Annotated in this window: 10 protein-coding genes and 2 tRNA genes; 7 read left to right on the forward strand and 5 right to left on the reverse strand. The window is 66.3% G+C overall.

Going from position 1 to position 12250, the window contains the following annotated elements:
- Positions 1-69: 69 nt before the first annotated feature.
- Both AC2EBU_RS04240 and AC2EBU_RS04245 read right to left on the reverse strand, forming a co-directional pair.
- On the reverse strand, positions 70-291 hold the full coding sequence (locus AC2EBU_RS04240; protein ID WP_484609125.1) for a hypothetical protein: 222 nt from the start codon (positions 289-291) through the stop codon (positions 70-72).
- Positions 288-2723, reverse strand: coding sequence for a UvrD-helicase domain-containing protein (locus AC2EBU_RS04245; RefSeq protein ID WP_484609126.1), 2436 nt, complete (start codon positions 2721-2723; stop codon positions 288-290). The genes AC2EBU_RS04240 and AC2EBU_RS04245 overlap by 4 nt, the downstream gene beginning before the upstream one ends.
- 87 nt (positions 2724-2810) lie before the next feature.
- Between AC2EBU_RS04245 and AC2EBU_RS04250 the strand changes: the two genes are divergently transcribed.
- From AC2EBU_RS04250 to AC2EBU_RS04265, 4 genes are all read left to right on the forward strand, one after another.
- Positions 2811-3506 carry a hypothetical protein gene (locus AC2EBU_RS04250; protein ID WP_484609127.1) on the forward strand — a complete coding sequence of 232 codons (696 nt, stop codon included), beginning with the start codon at positions 2811-2813 and terminating at the stop codon, positions 3504-3506.
- Positions 3507-3536: 30 nt separating this feature from the next.
- The gene (locus AC2EBU_RS04255; RefSeq protein ID WP_484609128.1) at positions 3537-4862 is read left to right on the forward strand and encodes a methyltransferase domain-containing protein; all 1326 of its coding nucleotides are present in this window, start codon (positions 3537-3539) and stop codon (positions 4860-4862) included.
- Positions 4863-4941: 79 nt separating this feature from the next.
- Positions 4942-6780, forward strand: coding sequence for a bifunctional metallophosphatase/5'-nucleotidase (locus AC2EBU_RS04260; RefSeq protein ID WP_484609129.1), 1839 nt, complete (start codon positions 4942-4944; stop codon positions 6778-6780).
- A gap of 158 nt (positions 6781-6938) precedes the next feature.
- The gene (locus AC2EBU_RS04265; protein WP_484609130.1) at positions 6939-7916 is read left to right on the forward strand and encodes a GMP reductase; all 978 of its coding nucleotides are present in this window, start codon (positions 6939-6941) and stop codon (positions 7914-7916) included.
- A 24-nt stretch (positions 7917-7940) separates the two neighbouring features.
- Here the strand turns inward: AC2EBU_RS04265 and AC2EBU_RS04270 are convergent, their stop codons facing one another.
- The 3 genes from AC2EBU_RS04270 to AC2EBU_RS04280 form a co-directional block, all read right to left on the reverse strand.
- The gene (locus AC2EBU_RS04270; protein WP_484609131.1) at positions 7941-8714 is read right to left on the reverse strand and encodes a TSUP family transporter; all 774 of its coding nucleotides are present in this window, start codon (positions 8712-8714) and stop codon (positions 7941-7943) included.
- A gap of 21 nt (positions 8715-8735) precedes the next feature.
- Positions 8736-9635 (reverse strand): LysR family transcriptional regulator, encoded by a 900-nt coding sequence (locus AC2EBU_RS04275; RefSeq protein WP_484609132.1) that lies wholly within the window; start codon positions 9633-9635, stop codon positions 8736-8738.
- A 442-nt stretch (positions 9636-10077) separates the two neighbouring features.
- Positions 10078-10950, reverse strand: a complete 873-nt coding sequence (locus AC2EBU_RS04280) for an alpha/beta hydrolase (protein ID WP_484609133.1) — start codon at positions 10948-10950, stop codon at positions 10078-10080.
- 147 nt (positions 10951-11097) lie between these two features.
- On the opposite strand from AC2EBU_RS04280, the gene AC2EBU_RS04285 reads away from it, so the two are divergent.
- The 3 genes from AC2EBU_RS04285 (at position 11098) to AC2EBU_RS04295 (ending at position 12247) form a co-directional block, all read left to right on the forward strand.
- Positions 11098-12021 (forward strand): NAD(P)-dependent oxidoreductase, encoded by a 924-nt coding sequence (locus AC2EBU_RS04285; RefSeq protein WP_484609134.1) that lies wholly within the window; start codon positions 11098-11100, stop codon positions 12019-12021.
- 52 nt (positions 12022-12073) lie between these two features.
- Positions 12074-12149, forward strand: a tRNA-Ala gene (locus tag AC2EBU_RS04290).
- 22 nt (positions 12150-12171) lie between these two features.
- Positions 12172-12247: transfer RNA gene (locus AC2EBU_RS04295), tRNA-Lys, on the forward strand.
- The last annotated feature ends 3 nt before the right edge of the window (positions 12248-12250 follow it).

Genomic DNA, 12250 nt, shown 5'->3' on the forward strand with positions numbered 1-12250 from the left:
GAAAAGTTTGCTTACATGTCGGTCGGTGGCGACATCGGGGCAAGGGCCTGGGCAGCCCGGCGCATGACCTCAGGGACTACCCTCGCGCCAAAGCCGAGCAAGCCAGTAGGCGCCGGCGACCACATTTCCCAGTGCCAACAAGCCCAGCACCCACCGACCCGCCGGTGCCGGATCGGCCAACTGAATGATCAGCACCAGCAGGGACGACAAGGCGTTGAAGACCAGCACCAGCCAGAAAGCCGGCCGGTGCGGCCGCCAGAGGCGGCGCAGGGTGTCCGCAAGCGGGTTCATGGAATGGGGGTGAGCTTGGCCACCGACAGCGCCAGCCACTTGGTGCCGTGGCGCGGAAAACTCACCTGCGCCCGGGCGTCGTCGCCGGCGCCCTCCACCGCCAGCACCTTGCCTTCGCCGAACTTGGCATGGAACACCGCGATGCCGGCCCGGATGCCGTGCGCGGGCTCGGCTTTTTGCGCCGGCACCGGCGGGCTCTTGAAGCTCTCGCTGTTCAGGCCGCTGTTGCCCCAGGCCGGCCGCGCGCCGCCGCGCCCGCCCGCACCGGCGCCGAAACCCGCCCCGTAACCGCTGCCATGGCCACCGCCGTAACTGCTGCCAAAGCCGGCCGAACCGGTGCCGAAACCGGGGTTTTTCGGTGTGAGCCACTTGAGCGTCTCTTCGGGCAGCTCGTCAAAGAACCGGCTCTTCACGTTGTACCGGGTCTGGCCGTGCAGCAGCCGGGTCTGCGAGTGGCTGAGGTACAGCCGCTGGCGCGCGCGGGTGATGGCCACGTACATCAGGCGGCGCTCTTCCTCCAGCCCGTCGCGGTCGCTCATCGAGTTTTCGTGCGGGAACAGGCCTTCTTCCAGCCCGGTGATGAACACCGCGTCGAATTCCAGCCCCTTGCTGGCGTGCACCGTCATCAGCTGCACCGCGTCCTGCCCGGCCTGGGCCTGGTTGTCGCCGGCCTCCAGCGCCGCGTGGGTCAGGAAGGCGGCCAGCGGCGACAGGGTTTCACCGGTCTCGGCGTCGGGCGCGAGCGCCTGCGCGAGCGCCTCAGGGGGGGCGTCCGGGTCCAGCCCCTGGCTGACCGGGCTTTGCGTCAGCGGCGCGCCCAGCTCGTCCACCGGCAGCGCCACCGCGTCGCGGCCGAAACCTTCCTGGGTGACAAAGCTCTCGGCGGCATTGACCAGTTCGTCCAGGTTTTCCAGCCGGTCGGCGCCTTCCTTGTCGGCCTTGTAGTGGTCGACCAGGCCGCTGTGCTCCAGCACCTGTTCGATGATCTCGCGCAGCGTCAGGCCCGCGGTCTGCTCCCGCAGCACGTCGATCTTCGCGACAAACGCGCCCAGGTTGGCGCCGGCCTTGCCGGGCACGGCGCTGACGGCGTCGTGCAGCGCGCAGCCGGTGTCGCGGGCGATGTCCTGCAGCTGCTCGATGCTGCGAGCGCCGATGCCCCGCGGCGGAAAGTTCACCACCCGCAAAAAGCTGGTGTCGTCGCGCGGGTTCTCCAGCAGGCGCAGGTAGGCCAGCGCGTGCTTGATCTCGGCGCGCTCGAAAAAGCGCAGGCCGCCATACACCCGGTAGGGCACGCCGGCGTTGAACAGCGCGGTTTCCATGGCCCGGCTCTGGGCGTTGCTGCGGTACAGCACGGCAATCTCGCTGCGCGCCAGGCCGTCGCCCTTGACCAGCTGGCGGATTTCGTCCACCAGCCACTGGGCCTCGGCCAGGTCGCTGGTGGCCTCGTACACCCGCACCGGCTCGCCCGCGCCCTGCGTGGTGCGCAGGTTCTTGCCCAGACGCCGGCTGTTGTGGCTGATCAGGGCATTGGCCGAATCCAGGATGTTGCTGTGGCTGCGGTAGTTCTGCTCCAGCTTGATCTGGTGCGCCACGGCAAATTCGCGCACGAAGTCGGCCATGTTGCCCACCCGCGCGCCGCGGAAGGCGTAGATGCTCTGGTCGTCGTCGCCCACGGCCATGATGGCGCCGCCGCCCTCGCCCGGCAGGCCGGCGATCATCTTGATCCACGCGTACTGCAGCCGGTTCGTGTCCTGGAATTCGTCGATCAGGATGTGGCGGAAACGGCGCCGGTAGTGCTCGCGCACCGGGTCGTTGTCGCGCAGCAGCTCATAGCTGCGCAGCATCAGCTCGCCGAAATCCACCACGCCCTCGCGCTGGCACTGGGCCTCGTACAGCGCGTAGATCTCCACCTTCTTGCGGGTTTCTTCGTCGCGCGCCTGCACGTCGGCCGGGCGCAGGCCGTCTTCCTTGTTGCCGGCGATGAACCACTGCAGCTGCTTGGGCGGGAAGCGCTCTTCATCGACATTGAACTGCTTGCACAGGCGCTTGATGGCCGAGAGCTGGTCCTGGGTGTCCAGAATCTGGAACGCCTGGGGCAGATCGGCCAGCTTGTGGTGGGCGCGCAGGAAGCGGTTGCACAGGCCGTGAAAGGTGCCGATCCACATGCCGCGGGCGTTGACCGGCAGCATGCCGCCCAGGCGGGTGAGCATTTCCCTGGCCGCCTTGTTGGTGAAGGTCACCGCCAGCACACCACCGGGGGAGACCTGGCCGGTCTGCAGCAGCCAGGCGATGCGGGTGGTGAGCACGCGGGTTTTGCCCGAACCCGCCCCAGCCAATATCAGGGCATGCTCCGCAGGCAGTGTGACGGCCTGGTGTTGTTCCGGGTTGAGCGACTGTAAGAGCGGCGAGCCGACCGCGACATCTGAAATCATTGCTGCATTGTAGAAAGCACCATGTCCCGATCTCCGCTCCTCCCCTCTTGCCCCGGTTCTGGCCAATACCCATCGCGCGGCGTTCGCATGGCTGCGGCGGCCCGAACCGTCACGGCGGCGCTTCTGGTCCTGCTGCCAGCGCTTGCCCCGGCCCAATCGGTCTGCACCAACGAAGGCCAGCCCGCAGCCGGCCGATGGCTCGAACGCTTCGTCTCAGCCGATTGCGCCGATTGCTGGACGGATCCTTCGACACCCGCCGCAGGGCATGAGACGCAGGTTCTGGACTGGGTGGTGCCCGGAACCCAGGGCGATGACGCGCCCCTGTCGGCCGTGGCGCGCCGAGAAGCATCGGAGCGCCTGGAGGCGCTGCGACTCGATCGACCGCCGCGCACCACCACCCAGTCCGCGACATTGCCCCGCAGACCGGTGCCGACGCTGCGGATCGCACGAGGGCCCGCCCTCAATGGTTACATCGGAATCGGCCTGCGGATCGGCCCCGTCCCCCGGGCTCTGGAAGGAGCCCAGATTGCCATTGCGTTGATTGAAACACTGCCCGCGGGCACCGAAGGCAGCCCGGTGGCCAGAAATCTGGTCAGGAATGTGCACTACCCAGCGTGGAAAGGTCACTTCTCGCTATCAAAAACGAAGAAGTCGGTTTTCTCCGAAACCCGAACCATGAACATTCCCGAAGGCGCGCAGCCCGACCGCTTGCAGTTGGTGGCCTGGGTCTGGGATCGTCACGGGCAGGTTATCGCGGCGTACCAAACCGCCTGCCGGGACTGAATCACCGCCCGGGCGCAGGATAATCCGGGTATGAATACCCAAGCAGCACCTATTGATCGCAATCTTGCAGCTTTGCAGTCCGCTCGTCTTGCGCTGCATGAAAATCGTCTTCGCGACGCCGCCGAAACACTCAACGCCGCACGCAGGAAATTCCCGCGCGATCCTCGGGTCTGGCTGCTCGCGGCGCTGCTGGCCGAAAAAAGCGGCCGCACCGACGAAGCCGTCCGCGCCCTGGAAACCGCCAATCAGATGGCGCCTGACTGGGCACCCGGCCTTCTGGAACTGGCACTGCTGCACGCACGTCTGGATCAGAGCGAGAAATCCATCGCGCTGGCCCGCAAAGTCCACGCACTGGAACCTGCGAACCCGATCGTGCTGGGTGGTGTGGTGGACATTGCCCGCAGGGCGCGCGACTACAGCCTCTCGGTTCAATGGCTGAACGAAGCCCTGGCGCTGACGCCGTCAAACCCGCAGTTGCTTGACATGCTGGCCCACGACTACCAGGTTTTGGGCCGGTTTGAAGACAGCTTGTCGGCGCTCAACCAGCTTGCCACGGTGACCGAGAACGGTTCCCGGGCCTTGCTGGGCCGTGCCCGACTGCTGATCGAAATGGGCCGGGGTGGCGACGCGCTGGAGGACTTGCGTGTTCTGCAGCAGCGCGAACCCGATCAACCCACCTACGCCTACCTCCAGGCGCTGGCCCGCGGCGAAACACCGCCGCAGCTTCCGCCCGGCATGGTGGAGCAGGTTTTCAACGGCATGGCAGCGGTCTTCGACGAGCATCTGGTGCGGGGGCTGGGCTACCAGCTCCCGCGCATGGTTGCCGACAGGATCCTCGCAGAGCACCCCGACAGGCGCATCAACGTGCTGGACCTCGGTTGCGGCACCGGATTGCTGGGAGCTTGCCTGGGCCGCCTCTCCGGCGCGCTGGTCGGCGTGGACCTGTCAGAAAAAATGGTCGACCAGGCAGCACGGCATGGCGTCTACAACAAGTTTCACCTGGTCAGCGTCCAGGACGCCTTGACGTCAACCCCCGACGGCCTGTACGACGTGCTCGCCGCACTCGATGTACTGATTTACATCGGCGACCTGGAATCCATTTTTCCCCATGCGCTGCGGCTGCTCAAGCCAGGCGGCACGTTCTACTTCTCGATCGAAACCGCTGCCGCTGATGCGGCGGCCAACTACCAGCTGCTGCCGGCACAGCGCTACGCCCATCGGGCCGACTACGTGATGGGACTGGTCGAGGCGGCCGGTTTCGTCGTTGAATCGCAACCCGTCACTTTGCGCAAGGAGCGCGGCGTACCGATCGCCGGGCTGCTGGTACGGGCCCAGCGCCCCGCCGTTCATCACTGAGCGGGAGCGATTCGGCCGCCATCAATTTGTCACAGGGGATCGGCAGGATAGGGGCTCCCTCCCATCCGGTCCGATTCCCATGAAACTCCGTCGTTCCCCGCCCTTGCTCGCCGTACTTGCCGCCGCTGCGCTGCTGACCGCCTGTTTCGGCGATGATGAGCCTGTTTTCCCGCCGGTTTCCGTGACACTGGCGCACATCAACGATCACCATTCCCAGCTGGACCCCTTCGCCAACACCGAGTTGCAGCTTGGCGGTGTGGCAACCCAGGTCGATCTCGGCGGCTTCGCGCGGGTCACTGCCGCGTTCCGGCGTTACGACGGCCGCAGCGACGTCATCAAGCTGCACGCTGGCGACGCCATCACGGGCTCCCTCTACTACACCTTGTTCAAAGGTGCTGCCGACGCCGCCCTGATGAACACCGTCTGTTTCGATGCCTTCGCGGTGGGGAATCACGAGTTCGACGACGGCGACGCAGGCCTGCGAACTTTTGTCGACGAGCTGCACAAGGGCGCTTGCAAGACGCCCATCCTGTCGGCCAACATTGCGCCGGCCGCCGGCACACCCATGAGCGGCCGGATTGCGCCGTCGACCGTCAAGACGGTCAACGGGGTCCGCATCGGCATCGTGGGCCTGACCATCAAAGGCAAGACTACCAATTCGTCCCGGCCCCTGGCAAGTACGGTGTTCGAAGACGAAGTGACGGCAGCGCAAACCGCCATTGACGCGCTGAAGAGGCAAGAGATTCGCCACATTGTGCTGCTCAGCCACCAGGGTTATGAAGCCGACAAGGCCATTGCCGCGCGGCTGACCGATGTCGACGCCATCATCGGTGGCGATTCGCACAGCTTGCTGGGTGACTTCAGCGCCCAGGGACTCAGCAGTTCAGGCCCCTACCCCACCCGTGTTGTCAACAAAGACGGCAAAACGGTGTGTATCGGCCAAGCGTGGGAATATGCCAAAGCCATCGGCGAGATGGCAATTCAGTTCAACGACCGTGGCGAAGTGGCATCCTGCACCGGCCAGGCGTCCTTGCTGCTGGGCAGCAGTTTCAAGCGCAAGAATGCCGCCGGCGCATGGACAACTTTGCCCGAGGCGGATCGCCAGGGGCTGCTGGCCAGCCTGTCCGCGGCGGGCAACCTGAAGGTGATGGAGCCCGACACGGCGGCAGCGGCCCAGCTGGCCAACTTTTCCGGCCAGGTGGAGTCCCGCAAAGCCGAGGTGATCGGTAGCGCGGCCGAAGCCCTGTGTCTGGTGCGGGTGCCCGGCGAATCGACCAACCGCAGCGCAGGTGTTGCGGGGTGCGAGGCGGCCAATACCCTCGCCCGCGGCAGCGACGCCGCTCAGGTGGTTGCCGAGGCCTTCCTCGCCGGCAGCCTGGCGGCCGATGTTGCGATCCAGAACGCCGGGGGCGTGCGCGTGGCGCTCCCGGCGGGGCCGCTGAGCATGAACAGCGCGTTCACGCTGCTGCCCTTCACGAACGTCCTGGTCGAACTCAAGCTCACCGGCTCCCAGATCGCCGCCGTATTGGAAGATGCGGTCGCCAATCACCTGGACAATGGCCAAAGCAACGGCTCCCATCCCTACGCCGCAGGCCTGCGCTGGAGTCTGGACCTGAGCAAACCCAAGGGTCAGCGCTTTTCGAATCTGCAGGTGCGCAGCCGCACCGCTGGCACCTGGAGCGCCCTGGAGCCAGCCCGGACCTACACGGTCGCCACGAACGACTTCATCGCCAGCGGCAAAGACGGCTACACCACCTTCGGCACCGTTTTCGCAGCGGGCAACTATGTCAACAATTACCTGCTCTATTCCCAGACCTTTGTGGACTATGTGAAGGTGCGCTCCACCATCCGCCGCCCTTCCGCCGCCGACTACTCGCACCAATCGGTGCGTACCGCCGCGGGCGTCACCTTGCCCTGAGCGCACGGGTCGTCCCAAAGCCGGTAGAATCAGTCACCGGGCCCAAGTTTCTTGCGCCCGGTTTTTTTCTGCCTTTGGCGCCGGCCGGGGCAGCGAAAGCCGGTCTCAAGCCAAGCGCTCACTCGTTCTGCAACGACTTCTCCGGAGCTTGGTTTTTCATGGAAATTTTTGACTACGACAACATCCTGCTGCTGCCCCGCAAGTGCCGCGTGGAAAGCCGCTCCGAGTGCGACGCCAGCGTCGAATTGGGCGGACGCAGCTTTCGCATCCCGGCCGTCCCGGCGAATATGAAGACGGTGGTTGACGAAGCCACCTGCGTCTGGCTGGCCAAAAACGGCTACTTCTACGTCATGCACCGATTCGACCTGGACAACGTCCGGTTCGTGCGCGACATGCGTTCCGAAGGTGTCTACGCTTCGATCTCGCTGGGTGTCAAAGGCCCGGACTACGCCACCGTGGACCGTCTGGTTGCCGAAGGCCTGGCACCGGAATACATCACCATCGACATTGCCCACGGCCATGCGGACAGCGTGCAGCAGATGATCCGGTACCTGAAGGAGAAGTTGCCCTCCTCATTCATCATCGCGGGTAATGTCGCCACGCCCGAAGCCGTGATCGACCTGGAGAACTGGGGCGCCGACGCCACCAAGGTCGGCGTGGGGCCGGGCAAGGTCTGCATCACCAAGCTCAAGACCGGGTTCGGCACGGGCGGCTGGCAGTTGTCGGCGCTCAAGTGGTGCGCCCGCGTGGCGACCAAGCCCATCATCGCCGACGGCGGCATCCGCAGCCATGGCGATATCGCCAAGAGCATCCGTTTCGGCGCGACGATGGTCATGATCGGATCCCTGTTTGCCGGCCATGAGGAATCCCCCGGCAAGACGGTGGAGGTCGACGGTGAGCTCTACAAGGAGTACTACGGCTCCGCCAGCGATTTCAACAAGGGCGAGTACAAGCATGTGGAAGGCAAACGCATCCTGGAGCCCATCAAGGGCAAACTGGCCGACACCCTCATCGAGATGGAGCAGGATATTCAAAGCTCGATCAGCTATTCCGGCGGCAAGCGGCTGATGGACATCCGCAAAGTCAACTACGTCATTCTGGGCGGCGACAACGCGGGTGAACACCTGCTGATGTGAGCGCCTGTGCCGGCGCCAGCGGTCTCAGGCCAGCTGGCGCCCGGCATGGACCAGCAGCACCAGCCCGCTGAGCACCAGCAGGCCGCATATCACCCGCCGCAGCCCCTGCACCGGCACCCGGTGCGCCAGCGTGTGACCGGCCACCACCGCCACCAGCGCCGGCACCACCAGCAGCACCCGCGGCCACAACTGGGCGGCGGCCAGGCGGCCGTCCAGCGCCATCAGCACCAGCACGAATGACGCCACCCCGACCATGGTGACCGGCGTGCTGGCCCGCATCGCGTGTGCCGGCACCCCGCGGCGGGCCAGCCAGGCCAGCACCAGCGGACCGGCGGTGCCAAACAGCATCTGCACCAGACCGACCCCGGCGCCGTACAACAGCGCCGGGCCGTGGCGCCACCGGCGCGGTTCGGGCGGCGCGGCCGCCGCCTCGGCGACCGGCGGGGCGCGCAAGGCCCGCACCCCCACCCAGACCACATACAGGCCCAGCGCAGCCATGGCCCAGGCCGGCTGCGCGAGGCGGCCGACCCAAAGCCCCAGCAGCGCGCCGAGCAGCAGACCCGGCCACAGCGGCAGCACCACGTCCCAGCGCACCTGTCGCAGGTTCAGCCGGCCCAGCAGCAGCGAGGCCGCGACATCCATCGCCAGCACCAGCGGCACCACTTCGGACAGTGGCCAGTGCCAGGCCAGCAGCGGCACGATCACCAGCGCCGAGCCGAAGCCGGTCAGCCCCAGCACGGCATACCCCAGCAGCACCACGGCGCCCACGCCCAGCAGTCCGGTGATTGAAGAGTCCATGGGTGGCGTCCGGCGGTGGTTTCAGTCCCGCAGCCGCTGCGCCACAAAGTGGCGCAGGATGGCCATGGCGGGCGCTTCGGTGCGACCGGTCAGGGTCACATAGGCAAAGCGGGCACCGGCGCGCAGTGGCGGCTGCACCGTCAGCTCCACCAGCGTGCCCTGTTCCAGCCGCTCGCGCGCCGCCGCCACGATGCCCAGGTACACGGCATCGGTGTCGGCCACGGTCTCGACCAGGGCGGCGATGTCCTCGCACTGCAGGCTGGTGAGCTGGCCCGGGTCACCCGCCTCGCCATAGTGGTCCACCAGAATGCGTGCCACCTCATCCGACAGCGGGGTGGACGCCACCGGGAAACGGCACAGCGACGCGAACGGCACCGCCTTACCGGTGGCCAGCGGGTGCCCGCTGCGGCAGATGAAGCCGGTGCGCAGTTCGGCCAGTGATTCGATGCGCAAGTCTGGCGCCGGCGCGATGCGGCGCACGTCAATGACCAGCGCGTCCAGCTGACGCTGGCGCAGTGCGGTGAGCTGCAGTTCGGTCGACCCGCGGGCAATCTCCACCTTCACCCCCGGATGGTGCCGGGCGATGTGCTGCAGCAACGGTGTCATCAGCAGTGCACCGGGCCCCGAGCCCAGCCCGACCCGGATCGCGCCCAGGCCGCCCTGCTGCATCTGGTTGGCGCTGCGGCGCAGCTCCGACGCCTCCAGCGCGATGCGCCGGGCGCGCAGCAGGGCCACATGGCCCAGCGGCGTGAGTTCGTTGCGGCGCCCGACGCGGTCGAACAGCCGCCCGCCCAGCTCCGCTTCCAGCGACAGGATGCTGCGGCTGAGCGCCGACTGCGTCAGGTGCCGCTGCTGGGCGGCACGGCTGAACGAACCGGCTTCGGCGACCGCGATCAGGTGCTCCATCTGTTGCAGGTTCATCGGCAAATTCCATGAGTTTCAGTCATGACATTCAAGAGAATAAACCATTGGACACATGAAATGGCACCCCCTCGCATGAGACCGCCTGACCCAAACCCTCTCAGAGCGGAGACAACATGACCACCCGCAAGCGCCATTTCCTCAAAACCGTTGCCACCCTGCTCGGCAGCGCCGTGCTGGCCGGCGCTGCCTTTGCGCAGACCTTCCCGGCCAAGCCTGCATGGTCCACAACCCGGGCTATGACTTCAACGACGCCGCCCTGCCGGTGGGCGCCGCGTACTGGGCGCTGCTGACGGAGCGGTTTCTGGTCGACTGAGCCATCGCCCGCGCGGCCAGCACCCGATTTGTTCCTGAATTCATAGCAAACAATGACCTTTCCACGCTGGGAATCGGTCATTTTTGCTCGAAAGGTCGCGGCCAGCACGCCCGGGCGGTGAAAGCGTCAGGCCAGGCCGCTCAGCGCCAGCGTGTGCAGCCGGTGACCGGGCTCGGCCAGCGCTTCCAGCACACTGAAGTGGTTCAGGCCCGGCAGCGCTTCGCACACCGGCACCACCCGTTCGCCCCAGGCCGCGCGGATCAGGGCGTTCTGGCGCAGAAACTCGGCACTTTCGTCCCCTCCCACCACGCTGGCCAGTGTGCCCCGTCCGCGCCAGACCGTCGGCGCCGGCAGGCCGGCGGGGCTGGCCTGCCGCACCTGGGTCGGCGTCAGCCGCAAGGCGTCCTTCAGAAACGGGGTGAAACGCAGCGGCGCCAGGTCGTACAGCCCGGAAATCGACAGCGCATGACGGATCAGACTCGCCGGCAGGTCGCGCCCCACCTGCTTCCAGCGACAGGTCAGCAGCAAGGCGGCCAGGTGCCCGCCCGCTGAATGACCGGCCACCGTGATGCGGGCCGGATCACCGCCGTGGGCCGCGATGTTTCGCCAGGTCCAGGCCAGCGCCTGCACCATCTGCATCGTGATACCCGGGATCGTGGTGGCCGGGCACAGCGCATAGTTCGGCACCACCACACAGACGCCGGCCCGGGTGAACGCGGGCGCGAGAAAGGCGTGGTCCGACTTGTCCAGACTGCGCCAGTAACCGCCGTGCAGAAACACCAGCACCGGCGCCGATCCGGGGTGCGCCACCCCCTGTGCCGGAAAAATGTCCAGCCGCGCGGTGGGGTCGTCCCCGTAGGCCAGATCCAGCACACAGGGCTGGGTGGCGCGCACGCGGGCCGAACCGTCCGCCCAGCGGGCGAAATGGGTTGCGTGCCCGGGCACCAGGGCCCGGTTGTTGTACATGCGGTCAAACCAGTCGGGGTCAGGGCGGCGCACGGGCATCTCCGGGTCGGGTTGTTTGCCCCGATCTTGGCACAGATAACATCGGAGACACCCCTCCGCGCGATGGAAGACCGATTTACAGCAAAAAAGGCCGGTACCCAGCGTAAAAATGTGCTGTTGCGCTATAAAAAAGGAACCTACATGAACCCTGATCTCAACGTCGCCGTGCTTGGTATCGGGCTGATGGGCTATCCCATGGCAAAACAGCTCTGCCAAGCTGGCTATCGTGTGCATGCCTGGAACCGCAGCGCTGCCAAAGCCGAGCGGCTTGTGCCGTTTGGCGCGACCGTTCATGACAGTGCCGCCGCAGCAGCAAAACACGCCGACATCGTCATTACGATCCTGGAGAGCGGCCCCGTCGTTGACGCAGTGCTGTTCGGTGATGGCGCCACCACGCAGGGTGCCGCGTCGGCCTTGCGCCGCGGGGCGCTGGTCATCGACATGTCATCGATCAAGCCGCGCGAAGCGAAAGAGCATGCCGCGCGCCTGGCGGCCGGTGGCCTTGACTATCTCGATGCACCGGTTTCCGGCGGTACCGTTGGGGCGGAGGCTGCAACCCTGGCCATCATGGCCGGCGGCAGCGCGGCTGACTTCGAGCGCGCCTTGCCGCTGTTGCTGACCATGGGTCGCGCTACCCATGTCGGGCCGGTGGGCAGCGGACAACTGGCGAAACTGGCCAACCAGATGATCGTCGGCATCACCATTGGCGCGGTCGCCGAGGCATTGCTGCTGTGCGAAAAAGGCGGCGCCGATCCGGCCATGGTCCGCAAGGCGATCTCGGGTGGCTTTGCCGAAAGCCGGGTGCTCCAGGTTCACGGCGAGCGCATGGTGGAGCACGACTTCGCTCCACGCGCCCGCATGACCGTACAACTCAAGGACCTGCGCAACGCGCTCGACACCGCCGCCTCGTTGCAGTTCGACGCGCCGGTGACCGCCCTGTTCGCGCAGCTGTTTGCCGATGGGGTCAGTCACGGACTGGGCGAACTGGACCATGCCGGGCTTTTCGTCGAACTGGCCCGCCGCAACGCCCTGCTCCCGGCCGGTTTCGGAGATAAAGGGAAATGATCGATGCCTGGAGGGTCCGGGTTACTTGATACAATCAGGCGCGCTTTGAGATGGGGGGGTAGCTCAGCTGGGAGAGCGTCGCGTTCGCAATGCGAAGGTCGGGAGTTCGATCCTCCTCCTCTCCACCATCCAACAGCGGCCGGTTTACGGGGGTTCTTAGCTCAGTTGGTAGAGCAGCGGACTCTTAATCCGTAGGTCGTAGGTTCGAATCCTACAGGACCCACCAATC

It is taken from the genome of Curvibacter sp. T50 (assembly GCF_057219955.1).